General features: G+C 40.7%; 27 protein-coding genes and 3 pseudogenes. 4 read left to right on the forward strand and 26 right to left on the reverse strand.

Annotated features, from left to right (window positions below; translation table 11 throughout):
• Positions 1 to 8: 8 nt before the first annotated feature.
• The 12 genes and pseudogenes from NST07_RS21015 to NST07_RS21070 all read right to left on the reverse strand — a co-directional run.
• On the reverse strand, positions 9 to 317 hold the full coding sequence (locus tag NST07_RS21015; protein WP_342480114.1) for a hypothetical protein: 309 nt from the start codon (positions 315 to 317) through the stop codon (positions 9 to 11).
• A 754-nt stretch (positions 318 to 1,071) separates the two neighbouring features.
• A pseudogene (locus NST07_RS21020) lies at positions 1,072 to 1,188 on the reverse strand (winged helix-turn-helix domain-containing protein); the annotation flags it as partial.
• Between the two features lie 109 nt (positions 1,189 to 1,297).
• On the reverse strand, positions 1,298 to 2,365 hold the full coding sequence (locus tag NST07_RS21025; RefSeq protein ID WP_342480115.1) for an alpha/beta hydrolase: 1,068 nt from the start codon (positions 2,363 to 2,365) through the stop codon (positions 1,298 to 1,300).
• A 48-nt stretch (positions 2,366 to 2,413) separates the two neighbouring features.
• On the reverse strand, positions 2,414 to 3,535 hold the full coding sequence (locus NST07_RS21030) for a dienelactone hydrolase family protein (protein WP_342480116.1): 1,122 nt from the start codon (positions 3,533 to 3,535) through the stop codon (positions 2,414 to 2,416).
• 69 nt (positions 3,536 to 3,604) lie between these two features.
• Positions 3,605 to 4,042 carry a MarR family transcriptional regulator gene (locus NST07_RS21035; RefSeq protein WP_341094140.1) on the reverse strand — a complete coding sequence of 146 codons (438 nt, stop codon included), beginning with the start codon at positions 4,040 to 4,042 and terminating at the stop codon, positions 3,605 to 3,607.
• Between the two features lie 170 nt (positions 4,043 to 4,212).
• Positions 4,213 to 4,371, reverse strand: a pseudogene (locus tag NST07_RS21040) (DUF255 domain-containing protein); the annotation flags it as partial.
• A gap of 204 nt (positions 4,372 to 4,575) precedes the next feature.
• A complete protein-coding gene (locus NST07_RS21045) occupies positions 4,576 to 5,013 on the reverse strand; it encodes a DUF1259 domain-containing protein (RefSeq protein WP_341094141.1) in 438 nt (145 codons plus the stop codon).
• A 573-nt stretch (positions 5,014 to 5,586) separates the two neighbouring features.
• Complete coding sequence (locus tag NST07_RS21050) at positions 5,587 to 5,706, reverse strand: DUF6809 family protein (protein WP_341378995.1); 120 nt, start codon at positions 5,704 to 5,706, stop codon at positions 5,587 to 5,589.
• Between the two features lie 152 nt (positions 5,707 to 5,858).
• Positions 5,859 to 5,999: a hypothetical protein gene (locus tag NST07_RS21055; RefSeq protein ID WP_341378996.1), complete on the reverse strand. Its 141-nt coding sequence runs from the start codon at positions 5,997 to 5,999 to the stop codon at positions 5,859 to 5,861.
• Positions 6,000 to 6,522: 523 nt separating this feature from the next.
• A complete protein-coding gene (locus NST07_RS21060) occupies positions 6,523 to 7,485 on the reverse strand; it encodes an alpha/beta hydrolase (protein ID WP_342480117.1) in 963 nt (320 codons plus the stop codon).
• On the reverse strand, positions 7,482 to 8,111 hold the full coding sequence (locus NST07_RS21065; protein WP_341094146.1) for a TetR/AcrR family transcriptional regulator: 630 nt from the start codon (positions 8,109 to 8,111) through the stop codon (positions 7,482 to 7,484). Before NST07_RS21065 ends, NST07_RS21060 begins: the two co-directional genes overlap by 4 nt.
• 282 nt (positions 8,112 to 8,393) lie before the next feature.
• Positions 8,394 to 8,541 (reverse strand): annotated as a pseudogene (locus tag NST07_RS21070) (DUF255 domain-containing protein); the annotation flags it as partial.
• Between the two features lie 236 nt (positions 8,542 to 8,777).
• On the opposite strand from NST07_RS21070, the gene NST07_RS21075 reads away from it, so the two are divergent.
• Positions 8,778 to 9,002, forward strand: a complete 225-nt coding sequence (locus NST07_RS21075) for a helix-turn-helix transcriptional regulator (protein WP_341097714.1) — start codon at positions 8,778 to 8,780, stop codon at positions 9,000 to 9,002.
• Positions 9,003 to 9,109: 107 nt separating this feature from the next.
• Here the strand turns inward: NST07_RS21075 and NST07_RS21080 are convergent, their stop codons facing one another.
• From NST07_RS21080 to NST07_RS21105, 6 genes are all read right to left on the reverse strand, one after another.
• Positions 9,110 to 9,754: a hypothetical protein gene (locus NST07_RS21080; protein WP_342480118.1), complete on the reverse strand. Its 645-nt coding sequence runs from the start codon at positions 9,752 to 9,754 to the stop codon at positions 9,110 to 9,112.
• Between the two features lie 38 nt (positions 9,755 to 9,792).
• Positions 9,793 to 10,002, reverse strand: coding sequence for a hypothetical protein (locus NST07_RS21085; protein WP_341094149.1), 210 nt, complete (start codon positions 10,000 to 10,002; stop codon positions 9,793 to 9,795).
• A 100-nt stretch (positions 10,003 to 10,102) separates the two neighbouring features.
• Positions 10,103 to 10,660 carry a DUF4240 domain-containing protein gene (locus tag NST07_RS21090; protein WP_342480119.1) on the reverse strand — a complete coding sequence of 186 codons (558 nt, stop codon included), beginning with the start codon at positions 10,658 to 10,660 and terminating at the stop codon, positions 10,103 to 10,105.
• 36 nt (positions 10,661 to 10,696) lie between these two features.
• The gene (locus tag NST07_RS21095; RefSeq protein ID WP_341379002.1) at positions 10,697 to 11,593 is read right to left on the reverse strand and encodes a hypothetical protein; all 897 of its coding nucleotides are present in this window, start codon (positions 11,591 to 11,593) and stop codon (positions 10,697 to 10,699) included.
• A gap of 355 nt (positions 11,594 to 11,948) precedes the next feature.
• Positions 11,949 to 13,157, reverse strand: a complete 1,209-nt coding sequence (locus tag NST07_RS21100) for an MFS transporter (RefSeq protein WP_341379003.1) — start codon at positions 13,155 to 13,157, stop codon at positions 11,949 to 11,951.
• Between the two features lie 128 nt (positions 13,158 to 13,285).
• The gene (locus NST07_RS21105; RefSeq protein ID WP_341379004.1) at positions 13,286 to 13,840 is read right to left on the reverse strand and encodes a MarR family transcriptional regulator; all 555 of its coding nucleotides are present in this window, start codon (positions 13,838 to 13,840) and stop codon (positions 13,286 to 13,288) included.
• Between the two features lie 292 nt (positions 13,841 to 14,132).
• Here NST07_RS21105 and NST07_RS21110 point away from each other — a divergent pair, with 292 nt between their 5' ends.
• The 3 genes from NST07_RS21110 to NST07_RS21120 all read left to right on the forward strand — a co-directional run bounded on the left by NST07_RS21110 (position 14,133) and on the right by NST07_RS21120 (position 15,607).
• Positions 14,133 to 14,504: a hypothetical protein gene (locus tag NST07_RS21110; protein WP_342480120.1), complete on the forward strand. Its 372-nt coding sequence runs from the start codon at positions 14,133 to 14,135 to the stop codon at positions 14,502 to 14,504.
• Positions 14,494 to 15,069: a carcinine hydrolase/isopenicillin-N N-acyltransferase family protein gene (locus tag NST07_RS21115; protein ID WP_342480121.1), complete on the forward strand. Its 576-nt coding sequence runs from the start codon at positions 14,494 to 14,496 to the stop codon at positions 15,067 to 15,069. The genes NST07_RS21110 and NST07_RS21115 overlap by 11 nt, the downstream gene beginning before the upstream one ends.
• A 97-nt stretch (positions 15,070 to 15,166) precedes the next feature.
• Positions 15,167 to 15,607, forward strand: coding sequence for a DUF6376 family protein (locus NST07_RS21120; RefSeq protein ID WP_342480122.1), 441 nt, complete (start codon positions 15,167 to 15,169; stop codon positions 15,605 to 15,607).
• Between the two features lie 124 nt (positions 15,608 to 15,731).
• On the opposite strand, the gene NST07_RS21125 is transcribed toward NST07_RS21120, so the two are convergent.
• The 8 genes from NST07_RS21125 to NST07_RS21160 form a co-directional block, all read right to left on the reverse strand.
• A complete protein-coding gene (locus tag NST07_RS21125; RefSeq protein ID WP_341094157.1) occupies positions 15,732 to 16,637 on the reverse strand; it encodes a hypothetical protein in 906 nt (301 codons plus the stop codon).
• A gap of 291 nt (positions 16,638 to 16,928) precedes the next feature.
• Entirely contained in the window at positions 16,929 to 17,696 is a 768-nt protein-coding gene (locus NST07_RS21130) for a VOC family protein (RefSeq protein WP_341094158.1), read from the reverse strand.
• A complete protein-coding gene (gene proC / locus NST07_RS21135) occupies positions 17,696 to 18,505 on the reverse strand; it encodes a pyrroline-5-carboxylate reductase (protein WP_341094159.1) in 810 nt (269 codons plus the stop codon). The genes NST07_RS21130 and proC overlap by 1 nt, the downstream gene beginning before the upstream one ends.
• 17 nt (positions 18,506 to 18,522) lie before the next feature.
• Positions 18,523 to 19,353 (reverse strand): MetQ/NlpA family ABC transporter substrate-binding protein, encoded by an 831-nt coding sequence (locus tag NST07_RS21140; protein ID WP_341094160.1) that lies wholly within the window; start codon positions 19,351 to 19,353, stop codon positions 18,523 to 18,525.
• A gap of 12 nt (positions 19,354 to 19,365) precedes the next feature.
• Positions 19,366 to 20,385 (reverse strand): uroporphyrinogen decarboxylase family protein, encoded by a 1,020-nt coding sequence (locus tag NST07_RS21145; RefSeq protein ID WP_342480123.1) that lies wholly within the window; start codon positions 20,383 to 20,385, stop codon positions 19,366 to 19,368.
• 29 nt (positions 20,386 to 20,414) lie between these two features.
• A complete protein-coding gene (locus NST07_RS21150; protein WP_341379012.1) occupies positions 20,415 to 21,074 on the reverse strand; it encodes a methionine ABC transporter permease in 660 nt (219 codons plus the stop codon).
• Entirely contained in the window at positions 21,049 to 22,092 is a 1,044-nt protein-coding gene (locus tag NST07_RS21155) for a methionine ABC transporter ATP-binding protein (protein WP_341094162.1), read from the reverse strand. Before NST07_RS21155 ends, NST07_RS21150 begins: the two co-directional genes overlap by 26 nt.
• A 41-nt stretch (positions 22,093 to 22,133) precedes the next feature.
• Positions 22,134 to 23,294, reverse strand: a complete 1,161-nt coding sequence (locus NST07_RS21160; RefSeq protein ID WP_341094164.1) for an amidohydrolase — start codon at positions 23,292 to 23,294, stop codon at positions 22,134 to 22,136.
• Positions 23,295 to 23,297: the final 3 nt, after the last annotated feature.

A 23,297-nucleotide genomic window follows, 5' to 3' on the forward strand; every position in this document is an offset into this window, starting at 1 on the left:
GTTGTATATCAGCAACTTGGGATGACAAATCCCTTAAAAATATCCCTCCAGAATTCTAAAACCTGAATTATATAAACTTCTGAACCTTTCCAAGAAGAATCCTTCTTTATCAAACCATCGAGTAGGGATAATAAAATATGCTTCTCCTCGCTGATCCTTTTTAATCCAAGTTGAAACTCCGATATTTTTTTCATTTTTTCAATCAGAACTTTATAGCCAAGTCGATTGCTTGGTAGAAGGAGAGCTTCTCTTATGTCTGTGATGTAGACTGTTCTTAATTTATTTTGAGTATCATAATTACTTGGATTCTCTAACACATAAAAAATTCTGTGGCAGCTTCCCATATTGACAACAATTCAGGTTCTGAAAAATCATCGGACTCTAGTGCAGCAATGATACCGTCAAAAATAGTCTATATCCATTGTGAATCCCAGTTATCTGAGCTATCGCGCCAGATGTAGCGATTCCAACTCCGCTTATTACACCCTAGGAGAAGTTTTCCACATGGTTAGTGAAACGGGCAGACGTAGAAAAAAATCACCACACCCGAGTTGTTACTCCCGAGTTTGGATATGAGCCCCCTGGCCCGGTGTTCAGCGTGACTTTAACCCACATGATGATCGTGCTGCCACGCACGCACTATGAGCCCCTCGGACTCCCTTCCTGCATACGATTCACTTCGTCTTCGGGACTTATAGAATGCCTCCTTCATGTTGCGGCCTGGGTTGTCGCTCGCCCGGTCTCTGACCGGTACTTTTGTCGATGCGCTTTTACACACAGATTTCGCCATGCGCAAGCATCCTAGCTACAAAGGTGGCATGGCCCCTCCTTTGGTTGGACTTTCACCAACTAGATAATGCGTGCCTCTGGGCACGCAAACAACAAAAAGAGGAGCGCAGTTCTTCCTGCGCTCCTCTTGATTTACATAACGGTTTATTGCAATTTCATTCTGCCTATTGTCGTACTACCAGCAGCTCCTTGATCGCCTCAGGGTTAACCGGCTGGCGGCAGACAAAGTTCCGAGGTGTTTTTTTACGCTTGCAAGTGTTTTTTGAATTCCGCCTATTTTTATGCTTTAGCCAGCGTGAAGGTCGGCTTCGTAAAGCTAAGCTTCAAACGGTACAGCAGGTCTAGTGCTCCCCGATCCGAATACCGGATATCCCACTTTTGTTCGATCCATTTTCCGAATGTGTGGAGGTGAGCGACCCATGCTTCAACTGACTATTTTATACGAATAAAAAAGTTATATAATTGTAGGTCATACCTAGCAAACAATGTAACAACCAAGTCTTTGACTTTAACACAACACTTCTGTAAACCAGTCCGTTATCATTGTAATAACTTCAGTTGCATGGTTGGTTACGCAGTGGTTTCCATCATCCCATAGTTTAATTGTTTTATTCATAGAAAGAGACTCATCATAAATTCTTTGAATACCGGATGCTGAAAATAAGGGGTCAAGTTTTCCATGATTCAAAAAAAGCGGACATTTGATCTGGTTAGCATATCCTTCCATAGTCATGCCATTAATAAACAGTTCCAAGTCTTGATCCTTTTTATTAGTCAAAGCAGAGAATACATTTGTAAAGTGTGGCAAGAAGGACAGTATTTCTTTGGGAGAGTATGAGCCCCCATTAACAACACAAGCATCCAGCTTGTCACTAATGGCTGCCGTTCTGGCAACCAAGTATCCTCCAAAACTGTAGCCAATCATCCCGATTTTCTCAAAACGTTGATCTTTGGATACATACTCAATTATTTCATTTAGAGCTTCTTCATTGTTCAATTCCATATACAGTTTATTGAATAATCTTGTTTCACCTTGGCCGGGCCCATCAATCATCAAATAGGCTATTCCTCTTTCGGAATAAAAATGGCTATAATTGTGATGCTCTTCTCGCCATCCATCAGCACCACCGATAGAAATAACCACGGGTACCCGAACGTTTGTTTTTTCAGGCATTCTCAACCAACCTACCATTTGGCATCCCTTGTATGGAATTTTAACTATCTCGATTTGTGGAGTATATAATTTTGCCGCTTCGCTGTAGCAGGTGATTAATTTACGATACATATCCAGCTTTTTTTCCGTGTCATGAATTATTGTGTATTGTCCGACTCTATATGCTGCCGTTGCATTTAAGAAAAATGTTCTTGCAGTAAAAATACGGCCATCTTTTAAAGCCTTCTCCGCAAGCGATTGAGCAGTCTCTGCGATCTCTAAACATGTGTCAACATAGTCTCTACCCTTCCGGTGTTCTTCCATAAGCTTCAAATAATCAATTAAATCAAATCCATTGGGAATTGCCCTGTCTATGGGTACAGTTCGAATCGTGTCATGAAGCATCTGCTGATTTTTATCCATATCATTAACCACCTCTTCAATTGATTAGATATTCCCGATTCTATTTGTTCAGTTCATTGCAAGGTTGTGTTTAAGCCAGTCAATCATTTCAGGGAACACTTCATCCAAATAATTCATGGTGCAATGTTCCCCCTCTTCGTAATATTTAAGCTGCTTGTCTCCCTGTGCCCATTTCATTATCTTTTCTGAATGAATTTTTGGCGAGGGCATCACTTCATCCTTCCCTGCATGATAAAACAATAGAGGGACTTGCAGATTCGGAGCCATTTCAATGTCCCAATCAAATTGATGAACAGCTTCTTCCAGTGTCAAACATCCAGTCATATAAGTGACACCACGCTGCCAGATCGGATTTAATTGCTTTAAACCTTGGAGACCCCCGATATAAACCAGCCCGCTGTTACCTACCACGCATTTTACTCGTTTGTCATACGCTGCAGACACCGGAGCTAAATATCCTCCTAAGCTAAAGCCTGTCAAGGCGATTTTTTGAGTATCCATTTGATAGTCCTGTTGCTTCTCCACCCAGTCGATAATTGCTGAAACTGCTTTGTGATATTCTTTGACATCAAATTTCATGTCCTTCCACAGTTCTCCCTGCCCGGGGCCATCAAAAGTAATAAAATTGAATCCATGCTGTTTATAAAGAGTGCCCTGGGAATGGCCTTCAGCTTCCTTAATGTTATCCATTCCATTCACAAAAATGACCAATGGTTTGTTCGGAATTCCTGAAAGCCGTAAATAAGCAGGAATTTCCACACCTTTAAACGGAATCTCAATCCGGATTGGTTTGTCTTTGTCTTCATATAAACTGATAGCCTGTTTGTAGCTTCTTCTTGCCTTCTCTTGAGATCCTTCTTTCTGGCTGCAATCAATAAAGAAGATGTGTTGGCCAACATGATAGCAACCTACTGCCTCATGAAACAATGCTTTGGCCTTAGTACGATAACCTTCAGTTAGAGCCTGTTCTGCTTTTCTATGTAGTTCATCTCCTTCTTTCGTCCATTCTTCACACCACTGCATCCAATTTGGAATTCTAGCGACGACTCTTTTCAATCTTCCGAAATCAATTCCGAAAGACAAGAATCTTCCGTACCATCTGTGATACACCTTCTTTTCATTAAAGATAAACTGAAATGCAAACTTCTCTTGCAGGGACAGCTTCACCATATAAATTCCTCCTCCAATATTTTATTAGCTTAATCTATTATAGCTATAGCAACTATTTAACAAAAAAAATCATTCGGCATTACCGCTTATTTTATCAAGCACGTTCATAAACACTTCGAAATCTTCGTCTGATATGCCTTTTCGAAATTGTTCATTAATAGACTTCACACAAGGAATCAGATCGTGAAACATCTTTTTTCCTGCATCAGTCAAGTAAATTCGGGTGCTTCTTCTGTCTTTATCATGGGTCTCGCGTACAATATAACCTTTTTTAGAAAGAACATCCAGAATTCTGGTCAAATTTGTTTTGTCTTTGTAAGTTTTGATTGCAATTTCAGTTTGAATCAGACCCGATTCTGTATAAAGTACATTAAGAACTGTCCATTGCTCAAAAGTGATATCATATCCTTTATCTAAGAAGGCGCTTAGAAGCTTTCTCTTTATGAGAACTTCGCCCTTAATAATTTTGAATCCGATCAATTGTGTGTAGTCATATTGAATGCTCATTTGTATAACCCGCCTTATTTTCATTGTCATAACTATAGTAGCTTTAACAACTAATCTTGTCAAGATTTGTCTCTATCAAAAAATTCCTGCAACCCATCTGCAAGAACTTCTTTAAATAATGACTCACACGAACCTCCTATCAATGACAGGTACGTGTGAATCAACAACTAGCTGTACCCAATAGAAAGGAAGACAGGCTTGTTGTCACGCTTGGCGACTTCAAAAGCCTCTTCCGACCAAGGGAACCAGTTCACCGGATTATGTGCATGTTGCAGCAAATACGGCGACTTTTCCTTGGCTAATCTATTGGGTACTTTTTGAGTTGTCATAGGCATCACCTCTTTTCGTGTGGACCCAAAATAGACGGGGAGAGCCGCAGAAGTGTAGAAGGAATACCAATACAATAATAGATTAAACTAATAACATGCTACATTCTTTTGTATATCTTTGCGGTATACGCATTGATTTTTTATTATTTTCGGATCGTGTATGTAAGACACTAGCAGGGGGCTAGTGCCTTTTATTTTATACCCTTATTTTTTAGCAGGCTTACAAATAAATGGACCAACCGGTTTGTTCGTCAATACTCTAGATGCTTCACGCACGTTCTTAGCAAAAACTAGCGGACGCTGAATTGCCTCCCAATGGATATACCATATATTTGGATTTGTGAATAACCAATGATTATGAAGAGCCGTTACTTTAATTCCTGATTTTCGAAGTCTAGAGATAAACGGATTTATTTCCTTAGTGAGTATCACTGACTCTCCAAGACATAACCCCCTGCCATCTGCACCCACACTCTCGAAGGAAATACCAAAAGGAAGTGTGAATAGGCCCTTAGAACGTCTGCCCAAAATTTTCACCTTAATATTTGTACGCAACTTAGTGGCTACACATACTCCGTTTATGACTTGTGCTTCACCGCCAAAAATCTCGGCAAACCTTTTACACTGTGGATTTATACTCATATCTTATCACTCCCCATCATTAGATAAGTTATAGTATTTTGAAGTGAAAACTTTTGTAACGGTGTTTATCATTTAGTAGTAAAAATTTAGTGGATTAACCAGTTGAATTCAGTTACTTTGATGTTGTATTAGTCAGGTCCATCACTGTAGATACATCGGATGCCTTGCTGTTAATCTGATACCAGCGGGCGAATCCACTCGCCTGTATGGTAGTTGACGGAATCTCAGCTTTAATTGTTTGTTGATCACTTGTGCAGTTGCAGCTTCTACGACTGAATAAATCCATTTTCTTTTGAAGCAGCGTTAACTTATTCTTTTGATCAGCTTCAGCATTACTTTAAATTCTTTGTATAGCCATACTAGTTGAGGTGAATGCAATAGTAATTACTAATGACCAACCAGGCTGGGTCTTAATTTCTTTCCTGAAATTAATATAACTTGGCTTAGACAAAAAAACCGAAACGAATCTATCTCGCCCCGGTTCTCTAAAAAAAGTATTCATCTCTAACTGTCACTTTGATTCATTACCTAAGCTCCGATAGCTTCCCAACTGCTCCCATAGCGATAGCTTCCTTAATTGCGGGTACCCAGCTCAGAGATTTGCTTGGAGTACAGTGCATATTTGGGATCGCTAGAATAGCTTCGTTCACTTGGGCTGATTTTTCCATAATACAAATCCTCCAATAGACTCACCTGCCTTCCCTTCCTTAATGTTCTTTTTAACCATATTAGCGGATTTATAATTGGAAATTTTCATGTTGTTTAATTATATCGAGATGCTCCCGTGCCTATGGTTACGAGAGTAGATTTCATCATTTAAAATAATAAAGGCGTACTATCCATTCCTAATAAATTTTAAAACTCCTTTGTGCAATTCCACCTCTGATTTCAAACAGCGCCTCATTAATTGCGCCGCCTGCAATTGGAATCATTGAAATACCCGCTTTTGTCAAACCTATCAAAGATTCATATACAATTTTATCCACACAATGCACTTTATTGCACTATACATTTTTCCCAAAAGTAATAATCCTTTATAGTCTACTTGAGGATGCTGCTATAAACAATTTATTCACACGAACATCTCATCAATGGAGGCTTCTTCACCCCACGGATACCAGTCACTGGATTATGGACGTGCTGTAGTAAGTATGGTGATTTTTCTTGTAGTAATCGGTTAGAATTTTCCCCTTCTCTGTTCTCCAATATATACCTCCTTTGACTCAAATGTATATAAATTTATATTGCTCAATGGGAATGAAAAAGACACTACAGTAGTGTTAGTGTCTTTTGGGGTGAAACAATATTAAGATAAATGGATACGAAATGCTTATCTCATATACGTTCGTGAATATAATGCTGAAGGTCAGGGCATAGAGGTCAAATCCCCCCTCTTTGCAACGACAGCTTGAGTCGATCTTATCACCATGCTCTACACTACAGGCTAAAAATGCTTGATATTATTGGGTAGTTTTACTTCGTACACTAGTTGGCTCTCTTGGACTGAAATTATTTTCCTACATACTCATCCATAAAGCGGTCTACTCTTTGGAAATATTCAGTCGGGTAGTGGTTGAGAGCATCGATATGTTCCGTATTTTGCGGGTACCATACTTCTGCATTTGGGTTATCTGTTAAGGACTCGTAGATAATTTCTGTATTTTTATAACTAATTTGCTGATCTCCAGTACCATGAATAAGCATAACTGGCTTGTCTTGCATCTTTTTCACCGCATCCATAGGAGATATGGAATCAAGATCAACCTTAAAGGCCCAATTTGCCATCCAAGTCGATGTATAACTGAAGGGAAACGCAGGTAAACCTGAAAAGAAGGGCAAACCCTCTCTCAGAAATAGACCGGCATTACGAAAAGAACTATCTGCAATTACGGCCTTGATATCATCACTCTCACTTGCGGCTAGCAAAGAAGTAGCAGCACCCATTGAAAAGCCGATCACTCCAATGTTATCACCTGTATGGTCTCTGGATTTTAAATAGCTCACCGCTCCCAGCAAATCGTACTTTTCATTGCGGCCCAGGGTAATCAAATCACCATCGGATTTACCTTGCGAGCTGAGGTCAAATGCCAATACATTGTAGCCTTTCGGGACGAAATGCTCTACTAACTTTCGAGTCCGTCCTTTGACTAAACGATTACTAGTGTATCCATGGACGACAATAATCGTCTGATCACTTGCTTTACCGGAAGGAAAAAAGGTCCCTCTAATCGTATTATCATTTTTCAGACTCTTGAACTCGACCTCTTCGTAGGGAGTTTTAGTGATATTCAATTCGTAGCTGACATTAGTGTCTTTAGGATGATGCAGCAAGGTGTCTACTACTTTATAAGATATATAAAACACAAGAGCTATCACAAGCAAAAGCACGATCCCCAGACTCCATAAAATTTTCTTCCGTCTTTTCACACGAACGTTAAATGTCAGATCGGGTTGTAATGATGTTTGACTCATTTAGACTCCCCCAGTTTTTCTTTAGATTGTATGGGTGCGAACAAATAAAAGGCATGCCCCTTCAGATTTTCCCACTCGGGATGATTAAGAATATTTTCTCCAAGAGTTAAAGCCACTCCATTTAAGAAAGAGATATAAGCACGGGAGATCATTGCCGGAGAAAAGCTTTTGTTGAATTCTCCCATGGACTGTCCCTTGGCATAAACAGATTCGATCTTATCTGTCATTACCTTTATACTTTCAAGGACCTTCTCTGTAAGTTCAGGGAATCTTATTCGTTGTCCTAAAACAGATTGAGTAAGCCGTAATTCATTTGTATAGAAGTAGATATGGTCAAATTGTTCTTTTACCATGTTCATGATCAATACCCCCGGCGTCCCCTCTTGTTGTAGACAAGCAAGTGATTTCACCTGAATATCAGCAAGCGGCTCCATGACAGCGGCGTAGAATAAAGCTTCTTTACTAGGGAAATATTGAAAAATGGTTCCGGGAGTCACTCCCACACTCTGGGCAATGCTAGCCGTTGTGGTATTTGAATATCCACTTTCTGCAAACAGGACTACAGCTTCTTTTAGGATACGTTTACGCCGCTCCTGTCTTTTTTCTTCATTAACGGGTCTGGCCAAATATATTCTCCTCTCTTTAAACAAAACCCCAATTAATTAAATGATCATTCATTTAATTAATAATATATCTTTAATTACAACTAATAGCAAGAGTGAATTTATCTTACTTACGAGCAGGATGAACCTCAACAAATAAAAACAAGCTGGAGTGCCGCCCAACATGCGCCTCCAGCTTGTTTACATTAGATTCCATCAGCAAATGCTGCAAGAGATTCAACAATAATTGATTCACACGAATATCTCATCAATGACAGGTACGTGTGAATCAACAACTAGCTTATAAAGGAAGATGGGCTTGTAGTCGCGCTTGGCGATTTTAAAAGCCTCCTCCGACCAAGGGAACCAGCACCGGGTTATGCGCATGTTGCAGCAGATACGGTGACTTTTCCTTGGCTAATCTATTACTATCCCCATTAAACACTTCAACCATCATTAATGGCCCTATTTTATATCCTTGAATAAACGATTAAGATGATTGCAAGGAGTTGGAATCAATCAATAAATCGAACAGCGTTTCGACTTGCTTAAAATGAAAATCCTCTAAAATGATTCATTAGGCCTCCTTTCGCAGACTATCAATCTTTCTATGTATAAATTTTATGCGAAAACCGCATAAATATCATTATGCATTTTTCGCATAAAGTAAACTTGGCTTGGGTGATCACATTGTACAAAAGAATCCGCAACTTACGCGAAGACAAAGATCTAACACAGCAACAAATGGCTGAGCTATTACATATTACACAAGCCACTTATTCCCGCTATGAGAACGGAAATTTGGATGTCCCGAGTACCGTTTTAATTACACTGGCCAATTTCCATAAAGTAAGCATCGACTATATTCTGGGTCAGACAGACAACCCCAAGCGTTATCCCGGCAAAATAGAATAGTCCGCAGCAAAAACAAGCTCCTGTGACGAACCACGGGAGCTTGTTTATCCGTTTACCAATAAGTATGTGAGCTTGATAGGACAATCCGAAAATGGTAATTAAATAGCCTATCCCACTGCTTCCTCCATCCTCCCCAGCATCCTCATGCCGATAAAAACAAACCATGCAGCGAAAGCCAACTGAGAAACAAATACCATAGTAGTTCCAACTATCCACGGATAGGCTCCGATAAGATCCAATACCCCTACCACAAATCCAAAATAAGCTGCAGACTTGCCGAGCACACTTTTTCTTATCACGAGACACAATATGATGGTTGCCATGCTCAGTATGATCGCTACAGAGTGCATACCTCCATAGTATATGCTGATTACCAGCTTGTAGATATCAGGTGAGAGTTCAATATTATAGACGGGATAGACCAAACGCCCCAAGATAATGACCAGTAAGATATTAACCGATATGATAACAGCCAAAAGATTGCATCCCAGCGATGTTTTGATCTTGTCTACCTTCACCAATATCTGGTACAATGCAACGATTGAGGGTATCAATAATAATGTAGCAAAGAACAAAAGTTCGTCTGCCATCGAGAGATTGAACCGCCATTCCTGCAGCCATGTCACCAGATCCGCATCCGAGAGCGGAGAACTGGGCATTGGTAACATAAATAGATATTGTACAAAAAAGAGAATCCCCGAAAGGATCAATGTAATTCCACCAAACTTAATAAGGGCGAATTTGGGTTCCATCGTAATCCTCCTATTCTAATAATCTATCAACAGGATCATTACATGCTCAAAAGTTCGGTTTCATATTTTCTAAGCTTCTCCATTACACCGTCAACCCATTCCTGGTCATCCCATAATTTAGGATTATCAAGTTTTCTTCCCGCTGGGTGACCTGTTGCCAACGTATCTACACCATCTTTGTTTCCAAAGTACACATCCGCTATTGTTAATGACTTGTTAACAGATTGAATTAACAGCTTGCAGCTCATCCCAGACCCCTGTTTGAAAAGGGGAACTCTAAATAGTAACCGAATATTATACCATTACCACGACCTTTACATTCCGGTTTGTCCGCCATCAAAGCATTCCTTAGGTCAGCGGGTTCTCTCCAAATCTATCCCATAACAATGGGTACATTTCTTCCAGGTCTTCTTCTTCCCAATCATTTTCAATCTCTATTACTTCAAAATTGTAGCCCCGAGCTTCTAACTCATTATAAAATTCAGTGTTTATGTCATCGTTATACTCAAACGTACCGGTTTTTAGATAAATGTACGCGTCTGAAGCAACTGATAGCATCTCTTCCAATTGGGGGGCAAAAACATCCTCTTGCAAATTTTCTTCAGATAAATATTCTGCCAGAAATTCAGGATTCTTTATTACCTGATGGAATACTTCTTCTCCTCGGGAGATTAACCAACCTCTAAAGTAATCAAATCCATCATCTGAACATCCTCCCATTACTACAAAAGCTGCCGCCCATAATGAAGATGTATAGGATTGTTCCATCTTATTCCTAAATTCTATTTCAAATTGAAGGATCTCTTCTTTACTAGACTTTGTTAATTCTTTGGTTAACCATTCAACTTGTTCTTCACCATACTTTTTTGAGTTGTTTATCATTTCCCAGAATAAATCAGTCGTCATTGCATAGAACCTCCGTTATTATGTTTTTTATTGGTATTACTTAATTTTAAATTCATTTGTTTTATTACTTTCATCTCTTAGGATACTGTAAACCATAGAATTCAGTGTCTCTTTACTTATCGGATCGATGTTAATTATATGTTTCTCTATATCCAATAAACTAAATACCTTCTCTTCAATATCAGCCCTTTTATAAAAGAACTCCATTAAATCTTCCCTATTTTGGACATTATTCTTCTCCCCATAGCTAGAATTCTTTACATATTCAATCATCCAATCAATCCAATCAGGATATAAATCATAATTATCTGACAACCGTTCAGATGCAACTTTATCTATAATCCCTTTAGTATTATCAGTGCGCAAATGAAACAATATGGGGTTCAGTGGTTTTAAAATATTTGTCAATTTCGTTATACATTCAGAAATATATGTTTCTGATAAGTTACTGAAACGCAATAATTCATTTATAATGTGTTGAAATAAAACACTTTCAAAAATATAAACAATATCATCCTGCACTGCGTTCTCAACAAAATCATTAAACTTCATAAACATTATTCTTACAAAAGTATCACTATTCAATCTTCCTTCATATGCCTGATAAGACTTTAGTTTGTCTAATAATTCATTACAATCATCACTAATGTCCGGATAATAAATTTGATAGTATTCATCATCAATTTTCTCAACTAAACTTTCAATTAAGCTGGATTGTTCAGGATACTGAATAGTCAGATTCTTATATTCTTCTTCATTTAATAAAGCTAAAAATCTAAGGTCACAGGGATTTCTTTGAGCATAGTCCATGTCCACTTCAAGATAGACTCTCGAGTTGAAGCCTTGCTCCCTCAATTTTTCATTTAGCTTCCATGCAGTTGTTGATTTCCCACAGCCATGTAATCCTTCAATGTTAATGAACTTTGTTTTCATTTCATACCTCTTTCGTTAAAAAATAGTCCCCAACTTCATACCAGTGGTTAACTCGCACAAAACCTGATTCATTGACATTGTGTGGAGCAGAAATTTAGCGTAGCCTCCATAACCTTGTGCCTTGGAAGTCCTCAATAGTTAAAGATTCAATAAACTTGTTTTAATTATACTATCAAATGGAAGAATATTACGATTTCAAAATACACTTAGAAGCTAAAAAGCTCCCACCCAACTCTGGAGGAAGCTTCCTAGAATAATTTAATCTTTCGAATTCCAGAACGGATTCGTTAAAATGAAATCAAATGAGTAATCGTTATGATGTCATTTCATCGTTTTTTGTTTATTGATAACACATTTACTGGCTGTTTAACTCTCCTGCCTCATCATGATGAATAAGACATGCTGCTAGCAACCCAATGCACAGAATACATGCCAATAGAAGAAACGTAATTAAATAACTTGCATTATTCATCAATTGAAGCGAGATAATCGGACCGAAGCTTGTGCCTGTAAACAATATAAAAGTATATACGGATACAGCTATCCCGCGCATCTTGCCGCCCACTTGCCCAACAAGCGAAACAAGTGAAGGAACGGCTAGTGCGATCCCCCCCACAAAAAGGATGCTCATCACAATAAGAAGTGGCAGATTAGAAATCATCCCCATAGACGCCAAACCAATGATCGCTAGCAACAATCCACCGCGAAGCGTTCTACCTAAGCCGACATGCTTAGATATTCTTCCCGCGAATGGAGAAACGAGCATGCCTACTATGCCGATAATACGGACAGAAAGAATTTCTTGCTTGCTTAGCTCATATGGAGCTGTACTTAGATAGTTACCCAGCACTGTATACATGCTTACAAAAGACATAAGCAGAACGAATGCCACTAGATAACATAACACCAATTGTTTTTGAACAAACACTTTGCCAATTTGCTTAATAGGCTCCCAGATATTAGCGTGTGCCTGCTGGATACCTCCTTTGGGAAGGAAGAAGAACACTAATATGGCGGTCACCGCATAAACAACGGCAAGACTATAAAAAACAGCGTTCCAGCCATAATGCTCACTGAGTATACTACTAACCACTTGACCAACAATACCAGCAATCAGAAATCCTGTACTGATAAAACCAATGGTAGTTACCCGTTTTTCCGCTGGATACATCTCAACCGCATAGGCAAGTGCTACTGGAGAGAAGGTTGCTGCTGCTGCTCCCTGTAGTCCTCTTAATCCCAAAATCAATGCAAAGCTGTGAACGGTTCCCAGAATTAATGATATCAATGTCAGGAAAAGGAGCCCTGCAAATATAACGGTCTTACGTCCGTATTTATCGGATAGCGCGCCATAGATTAAGCAACCAATGGCAAAGCCTATCGAAAAAGTACTTCCCGCAGCGGCAGCATTCGTCGTGGAAATTTCAAAAAGCTGTGCAAACAATGTAATTAGCGGAATCGTTGCGTATAGACTGGACATGACAACAAGGCCGGTCCAGCAAAGTATAATGGTCATAAGCGTATAATTTCTAGTTGCACCCGTAGCATTGATTGAATTGTTCATATTACACCTCAATTATAAAATTTGTTCGAAGTTAGATTTCGTTGCGAAATGGGAGTTACATGGAAGCCGCAATTGAAAGTTTCATCTCTTTAATGTAATTAGATTATCTAACTATATGACCAAAAAAATCATCTGCCTGATCCAAGTCGTTTTTCTAAGCTTGCATTTAGTTTAACCAACACTTTTTGGAACACCGCTTGCTCCTCTTTATCTAATTCATCAACTAGGGATGCGCAAGTAGACCAGAACGTAGGTAATATTTGATTCACAAGCGTACTGCCTTCAGCGCTAATACGAACGTGAGTCATGCGACCATCCTTGGCATACGGTTCACGAACAATCAAGTTTTTTTTCTCCAGCCATATTAACAAGGCCGTTACAGACGATCGGCGAATCCCCAACCGGTCTGCTATGGATGAAGGTGTCACCAACTCCTGATCTGCGTGAAGGGATAATAGGAGTAATAGATCCAGCTTGCTCTCCGTGATGTCAAAAGCAGCTAAATCAATATCCACCATGTCTAAAATGTTATCTCCCAGCCAGAGCATAATTAGTCCCAGATGCGCTGAATTTAGATTGGTATCGGATGAGGCTGTTCGCTCCATCAACTTCAAATAAGGTGATGTTCCAAGTCTCGGCAATTGTTGCTCAGTTGTATATTCCTTGGCAGGCTTTCTTTTCAATTTGTATACCTCCTTACTCCTATAGTTAGATTATCTAATTACTTTGAATATAACTGATTTCTTTTATTTTTGCAAACCAGATTAGAAACCAAAGGTAATCCTAAAGGCAGAGTTACCTAACATCATGTATTCGAGAGTTGTACAGAATTCCGAAAATTCGAAGCTTGCTCTTCAGCTCGTGCCCCTCTTCGACCTGTCAACTATGCGCAGGTAATGACAGGACAATATGAAAGAAAAACAATATCATAGTACTTATAAAATTTCCGAAAAAATCTGAAAGAAGGCGCATAACATGTCAAACCAGTTCGTTAGCTTTTCTAAATTCGTCTCAGAGGGCAGCCATTACGAGATTGGCACTAAGCTGGCTCATACAGTCAGAAACAACCCGGAGCTTATGAGTATCAATATACAAGGTGATTGTATGGATAGTTTTTTATTAAGAAAGAAACAAACCCTTTTAGATGAATTTTGTCCCGGAGTAAACGAGGAAATCCTTGGACTTTCAGACAGCTTAAAAATCCCACTGGGAGAATTGGCTGTATTTGCGGATGATGTAATAGAAGCTGGAGCATGCAGTCAATTCGCAGCTTTGCCAAGTATTACATCTAATGGGCACACTTTAATCGGCAGAAGTTATGAATTTTCTACTGAAGATGAGATGTGAGGATGCCATATATCTTTTGAAGAATATGCCTATACGAAGCAATGTAAACCTGCTAATTGCTGATACTTACGGAAATGCCACAATAGCTGAAACTGTCTGTTTCGGAGACGATAGGAAAATATCTTTTAGAAACAGTGAAGATTTCCTTGTTGCAACAAATCATTATGAGAGCAACGAAATGTTGCCTTATGATAATAACCGGAGAAGGCATTCTGTTATTCGATATAACACTATAAAAGATTACTTCTCAAAAAAGAAAGGATCTATTTCTGTAGAATCAATAAAGACAATACTGGAGGAAAAAGTGCCAAAGGGCGTATGTTGCCCATTTTATGAAGATGGTTTAGGAACCTTGCATTCAATGGTTTTTGACACGACGGAGATTAGCGTACAGGTGTGTTTTGGGGCAGCATCCCCGCAAAAATGGGAAACAATTTCCTTTAATAGTCCATGTGAAAATTCTAAAATACAAGTCCCCATAAATAACGAGTTCCCCCTAAACCCCAAAACCTTTTGGGAGCACTTAAATCCTGGAAGTATGGAGCAGTATCGTCTTCATCGGTAATCGTAGCCGCATATCACTTTCATGCAACCTGATGCCCTTCTGGCCGTATGAACTACAGTAAACTTGGCACATACAATACTCTAAAGGAGTGACGCAAATGAAGAAATATGGCTTAAGTCTGCTGCTACTCATCTTGCTGGTTGTACCGGGTTGCGGGATTGCGGAAAAGGTAGGAGACAGCGTCAATTTCACCGCCGATACAGCTTCTTATATGCAAACTTTGACGGAGTTCGGACAAGAGATGGGGACCTGGGCTACAGATGCTGCCACAGACCCGCAGGCCAGGGATGAATTAAAGGATAGGCTGGTTGCCCTCAAGGAACAGATCGTCGAATATGCCGGGCTTCAGGTTCCGGAATATGCGGCAGACCTGCATCAATCTATTGTCGGATACAATGAAACACTGCAGCAAGGACTGGATCAGGCCATAACTAACCTGGAAGAAGGAAAAGCCGCCTTCGAATCGACAGGTATTCCCGAGACTATAAACCAAGTCAACGAGCTATTGAACCAGATCACCCAGGTTATCCCGCAGTAACAGCCTAAATAAGCGCTCGAGGTATGGGAAAACATACCTCGAGCGCTTTTTCTTTTGTCCGCCGCATCTAAGGAAGCACGTGAAAAAGAAGTGGCAGGTTTCTCCACTTCTCTCAAATATTCATTTACGATGCTATTTCTGTTTTTTGTACACTAGTTACAATCTCTTGGCTGATAGGAATGACTGCCTTTTTATCCTCCTGCTCTTCAAAATTCCCATGTTTATCTAGCGTATAACAACTCTTTATCAGGTAGCCCTGTTGACAATTGGGACAATGACCAAACTTAAATCCATATTTAACATTAGTATCTGAAGCCACATCCTCACAAAGCGTCTTTTGTTCTGTGATATAATTTGTTAATCCTTCACCGTTGTTATTTTGTATGTATTGATTGATTTCACTTAATACCGGTTCTATCATTTCATCATTTACGTCCAAAAGTTTATGTTCCTGTAGATACGCTTTGTTACATGAAGAACAATGTGTCTTACCACTTGTCACCAGCAATCCGGCACTTAGACCACCTATTAATAAACCAACACATTGTATGAGGAATTTGCTGATGTTCACCCACTTATTGGGTTCAATATCTATGGCATTGCTCACATGCCCTCTTGAAAATATGCTTAAACTGCTATTATTAAATTTATAATCATAATAATTCAATAGAGTTATAGGTTCATCTGATTCTCCAAACACAAAATTGCTTATATGCTCCCCCTCAAACTTATAATTAATTTCATTGGATGATGAGACATATGCCATTTGATATTCTCCATACATAAACCCGCTAAATGAAAGTAATATGAAAATAAGCGAAATTAAGTAGCTGTTTTTATTCGGCTTTAATCCCTGTCTCACAGTTTTAGAAAAATATCCGAAGGTGGCTATACCTCCGAGAATAATCCCCCCTACCGGAATAATGAATAACACAGAAAAGCTGAAAAAGTTAAAACCTAAGAGACTCAAGATAAGCAATTGCACAATTACTGATACTGCCGCTGTTATTACTCCCCAAACCCATTTCATAAATAGTACTTCCTCCTCTTTCTGAATAAGATATATTTTAACATCTGATGCAAAATGCCCCAATAATAAAAATTACATCATTTTTCGACAGTTCAATCTTGTATTCCTGCCTGTTCAGCTGGCTTGGGCTGCGAGAAGATTTTGAGAATACGGCTGCCAGTGCTAATCCGCTTTATCGGCAGGGAAATGGGGATAAACACATTCTCTCTGCAAAACGCAGATAGGGTTGTTACCGCGCTACGCGATAACAACCCATTTTCAAACCAAGGAAATCAGTTGATGCAGTTACTTTTAAACAAACACATATTCACCAGCACCAACTTGAATCGTCTTCCCTTTTAACCCGATGGAATCTGTTTCAAAAATGACCTGTTTGAATTGGTTCTCATCCCCTTGCATAAAAGCAAAAGAATTATCTCCAATCTTAAGGGTGAAGGTGTTATTAACCTCTGACTGTTCAATTGGCAGTCCAAATAACTCTCCCCAATGTTCAGCGGCGGCTGCAGGATCTGAGACACGGAATACCGCCCTCACGATTTCCGCATGTCCCGCAGGATGGGATTGAATGACTCCGGATGCCGTTAACCGTTCCAATCGCTCTTCATCCGTCCCGTTCCATTGAATGATAAACGGATAGACCAGTCCTTGAAAGTCTCCATCAATGGTCATCATCCGCCACTCTATTAATCTTCCTTCATTATCCAGACGTTTACCATCGATTATAGGAGATAATGATAAGCCTGCCGCCTTCAAGGAGGCAGCGATTTCTTCAATATCATTCGTCCGGATCACAACTCTGCTTAAGACTTCCTGCTCTGGAAGAAGGTTAACCGCATCCCTCACTACAACATTGTGTTCGGTTGCCTTTGCTAATTCCAGATTCTCAATGCCGAGAAACTCAAGATACGTTAGCCCAAAATAACTTAAGGCATTATAGGTTCCCCAATCCTTATGAGAACCTCCCTTGAAAGCAACCAAACCATAGCCGCCGAAGATTTCAACCGGTTTATCCAGATCATTCACATAGTGTACTAAATGATCCCATTTCAAGGTTGCCATTATTCCTTCACTCCCAGCTCAGTAGTGCGCTTCACGGCTGCCAGAACACTTCTTTGCAGTCCGGCCGCGAAATCACTGTTGTTCAGCTCGTACAAGCCGTGAATACCAACACCGCCAGGCGAATTATTAATATCAAGCAATTGTCTTGGATGTAGACCTGTCTGCTGCAGCATCACAACCGCTCCCATAACATTCTCCAGCGCTACCTTCCAAGCTTGCTCCCGTGGCAGTCCGGCGAGGACACCCGCATCCGCAAGAGATTCAATGAAATAATAGATATAATTAGGTCCAGCCACACCGAACCCAGTGAAGATATCTATATATGACTCCTCCAGATATTGTACTTTGCCGAACCCGAGCAGGAACTTCTCAACTTGATCACGAGTGGCGTAGGCATTTAAGGCTACACCACTATATCCGTAACCCGTATCAGTCAACGTATTGGGAATGACCCGAATGATTGGGCGTTCAGCTCCAAAATATTGTCCTAACTGCACAATCGTTACCCCCGCCACAATCGATACGACTGCAGCAGCAGGTGAAGCGAATTGTTGCACAATTTGTCCGAGTGCAGTCAAATCATCCTGTGGGCGAACTGCAACTACAATCAACTCTGCTGTTGAGAGGCCATGCTCCTGCGAACTATCCGTATTTACGCTGTATTTTGTATTCAACAACTGAAGACGGGCTTCATTAATATCGGATACACTGATTTGATCTGCAGACAGGCTATCATTGGCAATACTTGCGCGGATGATAGCTTCCGCCATCTGTCCTCCGCCAATAAAATGAATCTTTTGCTTGGTCACGTACGTTCACTCCTTACTTAATTATTTTTCCATGCTTCAGGCAAAATGAAACCATCATATTTCTCGATTCCAAGGATATATTCTTCAAACTCTTTGGATTCATAGGCAGCCTTCAAGTCCTTGGCCCACTGGGAATCTTCATCCTTTTTGTTAACCGATACGATGATTCTGTGCTGCATTGGCGTGTTTTCAATCTTGAGTGCATCCGTAATCTTTCTGTCAGGTGAATTCGCAATATAATTACCGTTCACAACACCATAATCCACATCTTGAAGGGAAACCAGAATTTGCGCCGGGTCCAAAATTTTAATATCAATATTATACTTATCCGGCTCCATGCTGTTAATGTTGAAGTCCGCTACACCTGCTCCTTCTTTAATTTTGATCCAGCCCAATTCCTCCAGAATACGAAGTGCACGCTCCTGGTTAACCGGATCGTTGGGAACCGCCACCGTTGTACCATCTTTAACATCGTCAAGAGTAGTATGATTTACGGAATAAAGACCTTGTGGAGCACCTGGTACATAAGCAATTCCTGTCATGTCTGCGTTAATTTCTTTATTAATGGCTTCCATGTAAGCTGTACTTTGGAATATGCTCGCGTCAATGGAGCCTTCCTTCATCGCCGGATTAACCTGCATGTTTTGCGAGAAGGTTTTAATGTCAACTTTATAGCCTTGTTTCTCCAGGATCGGCAGAATCGACTGACGGAATTGTTCCTCATAGGTTCCGACACCGAATCCAACGGTAAGCTTCTTCTTATCTCCAGAACTTTCTGCTTCCTTATTGCCGCAGGCCGTTAACACCGCCAGAACACCTATCAACATTACTAACATTAACTTTTTCATTACCTTCATCTCCTATTCAAATACTGAGTTTTTTAGTTGTTCTAACGCCTCATCTGTAACATTTAGCGGGATCGCACAATTTGGCGAGAGAATAAAAGGCTGGTTTTTCATTAACGTCAAAGCTTCCTTCGCCTGCTTTTGAATTTGATCTGTATTGTTTACTGCAAACAATCCATGATCAACGCCGCCTACTTTAGTAGCTTTAAGATTCGCTTCTAAACCTGGATTGCCTTCGGCTATAGTATCCCAGCTGATTCCATCAATACGATAATCATTGAATTTCTCCGGCTTTGCATGCGATCCACAGGTATGAAGGATGTTTTTGCCATAGCTTGCGGCCTCCAACACAATAGAATCATAGGGTCTGGAGAACTCATCGAACATCGCTTCATCAAATAATCCCGGATGTGCTGTACCTGTCACCGCATAGAACAAACCATCTGAACCCGCTTGCTGCAACTCTTTCACATAATCGGCTAAGGTTAAAGAAATTACATGTAATGCATGGTGTGCTGCCGCTCTATGCTCTTTAAACAACGATTCCAAAGTAACAGGCTGCTCAATGCCAAACACAGTTTTTGTTACATAAGCAGAACGCCCAACGATAAACAGCAACACCGTTAATGGCGAAAATATCGTTTGGATCAGCGGGGTGTCAGGTAACCCTTGACGAATTTTTCTGACCGCCTCTAAATGCTCGATCAGAGAAGCAGTCTGGGTTGCCTTTTTCACTTCGAGATCCCAAAGGTTATCGGCGGTAGGAATAGCAGTCGTCTTTTGTCTTGGAAAAACGGTCTGATAATCCGTAAAGTCATATTGATTTCCCCAAGCTTCAGCTAAATAAGTTGCTCTAGGATTAATTTTGACCCAGTCCCAATCATATTTTTGCGTAAAAGAAATCGTTGTTGCTGCTAAATCTTCTGCATTTTGTTCCTTGTCAATAAAATGACGCCATCCGCTGACAATGTGACGATCCGCCTGTTCTCCGGATAATATAGCCTTAAACCGGTCCTGCTTACTCCATTCACTCATCTGCCGATCCCTCCTTGTATCTGTAATAACTAATAGCGGCGAATTTTTCTTGCCAGCTTGTTACCTAAAGATTGAATGCCTTGCACCAAAATGATGAGAATAAGAACAGTGGCTACCACTACTACAGTGTCAAATCGCTGGTATCCATAGACTATGGCCAAGTCTCCAACTCCGCCGCCGCCTACTGTTCCGGCCATTGCAGTTGCACCAATCAGCCCGATCGTTGCTGTTGTCAATGACAGGATTAAGGATCCGACCGCTTCCGGCAACAGAAAGTACCAGATAACTTGAAAGGGAGTAGCTCCCATCGCCTCTGCGGCTTCCAGAATTCCCGGGTTCACTTCAAGCAGCGAGTTCTCTACCAAACGTCCTATATAAGGTGCGATATAGATAATTAGAGGTACGATCGCTGCGCTTGTCCCAATCGAAGTATGCACAATGGCCCGTGTAAACGGAACAATCGCAACCAACAAAATAATAAAGGGTAGAGAGCGAATGATGTTGATCATCGGATTTATGATGGCGTAAAGGGCTTTGTTCTCCAATACACCGCCTGGACGAGTGATTACTAGCAATATCCCGATTGGAATCCCGAGCAGGGAACCAAGAAACAAGGAGAACCCTACCATTTGAATCGTTTCTATTATGGCCTGCATAAATTGTTCACTTGTTACTGTGGTCGAAAACATAAGATTCTACCTCCTCTACACCGACTCCGCTTCTTTTCAGGAAAGCTAAAGCATTGTTAATCTCTGATTGCTCTCCATTTAATTGAATGATCACTGTTCCGAGTGTCGTTTCTTGAATCTCCGTCATATTCGCAAATAAAATATTGACCTTTATCTCGGAAGAACGAATCATCTCATACAGAACGGGCTCAGATGCATTTTCACCAACAAAATTAAGTTTATAGAGCAGACTTCCATGTTCTGCTTTTATTGATTTTTGAACGCTGGACGTCATGCTGTTTTGAATAACGGTTTTCACAAAATTTTGCGTGGTCTCATGTTTGGGTTGGCCAAATACATCCAGCACGCTTCCTTGCTCGATGATCCGCCCCTCTTCCATCACAGCCACCTTGTTGCAAATCTCTTGAATGACAGACATTTCATGCGTAATGATCATCACCGTAATGTTGTATTCCGCATTGATTTTTTTCAAAAGCTGTAAAATAGATCGTGTTGTCTGTGGATCTAAGGCAGAAGTCGCTTCGTCACACAGCAGGATAGACGGATTCGAGGCAAGCGCTCTGGCAATCCCGACCCGCTGCTTCTGTCCACCTGATAATTCACTCGGGTAGCTTCCAGCCTTGTCACTTAATCCGACAAACTCAAGCAGCTCCTGTACCCGCTTGCGGATTTCATCTTTATTCTTTTTCAGCAGAACGAGAGGAATCGCGACATTATCAAATACTTTTTTAGATTCTAACAGGTTAAAATGTTGAAAAATCATGCCGATATTTTTCTTGGCCGCCCTCAGCTCTTTGTCGTTGTAGGTTCCTAAATCACGCCCGGCTACTAGAACCTGGCCTTTTGTGGGTCTTTCCAAATAATTGACTAAACGGATTAATGTGCTTTTTCCCGCACCACTATAGCCGATAACCCCGAATATATCGCCTTTTTCAACCTTTAAATTGATCCCTTGCAGAGCATCAATCGTAATATCCTTGCGAGTGAATGTTTTGTACACATTCTTTAATTCAATCATGTTCATTCCCCTCAATCATATTGTAGATTTAAGATTTAGGATTAAGCCCTCTCTAGCAGCTTCTGAAGTGCTTGCTCTGACAATGAAGCAAAATATTTAGCGGCAGGCAGTATAGCTGCCTCATCCACATCGAAACGGGGGTGATGCAAAGCATAGGCCGGGCCTGTTCCGATATTTACAAATGCACCCGGTATCTGCTGTAAATAATATGAGAAATCTTCTCCCCCCATTTGCGGCGGGATATCATGCACATCATATCCGGCTCCTATGGCGACCTCTTTGGTGAAGTCAGCCCAGTCCCCATGATTAATAGTTGCTGGCGGGCCAGGATACCAGTGCAATTGCGCCTCAGCCCCGGCTCCTGCAGCAATCCCTTCGATAATTCGGGTCATTTGTATAGGAATCTGGCGGCGGATCTCTTCATTGTAAGTACGTACCGTACCTTCTAATTCAACTTTTTCCGGCAATACATTCCATGTGAAGCCCCCGTTAATTCTGGTAACACTTAACACAACCGGCTCTAAAGTATTATTTTGGCGGCTTACGACGGTTTGCAGCATTGTAACAATTTGCGCAGCGGTCACAATCGAATCCACACCTTTTTCCGGAGTAGCAGCATGAGCGCCAACGCCTTTTACAGTGATTTCAAACCGGTCAACACCTGCCGTTAAAGCTCCCGACCTCGTTCCAAAAGATCCTGTTGGCAAGTCTGGTGAGTTATGTAAACCGAATATAGCAGCTACATCCTTGAGGCCTCCTGATGCTAAGACACTTTCCGCCCCGTGTCCTGTTTCTTCTGCCGGCTGGAACAAGACTCTAACTCTTCCCGGCAATTCACTTTCACGCTCTTTCAGCAACAAGGCAGCGCCTAAGATGGTAGCGGTGTGAAAGTCATGGCCACATGCATGCATTTTTCCTGGAATCTCTGAGGCAAAAGGTAATTCCGTTTGTTCTTCTATCGGGAGTGCATCAATATCACAGCGAATGGCCACAACAGGCCCGTCACCTTGTCCAATCTCTGCGATAAGTCCCGTCTCTAAAGGGAGGTCTAAAATATGTATATTGGCAGTTGTCAGCCATTCCTGCAGTTTCTCTGTTGTTCTGAACTCTTCATATGCCAGCTCTGGTTCTCGATGCAGGTTTCTTCGAACCTCTATTAATTGACTAGCTAAAGCTTGATCAATCTTATGCAGTGGCTTCATAGG

The sequence above is a fragment of the Paenibacillus sp. FSL L8-0340 genome (genome assembly GCF_038593145.1).
GTDB lineage: Bacteria > Bacillota > Bacilli > Paenibacillales > Paenibacillaceae > Paenibacillus_AQ.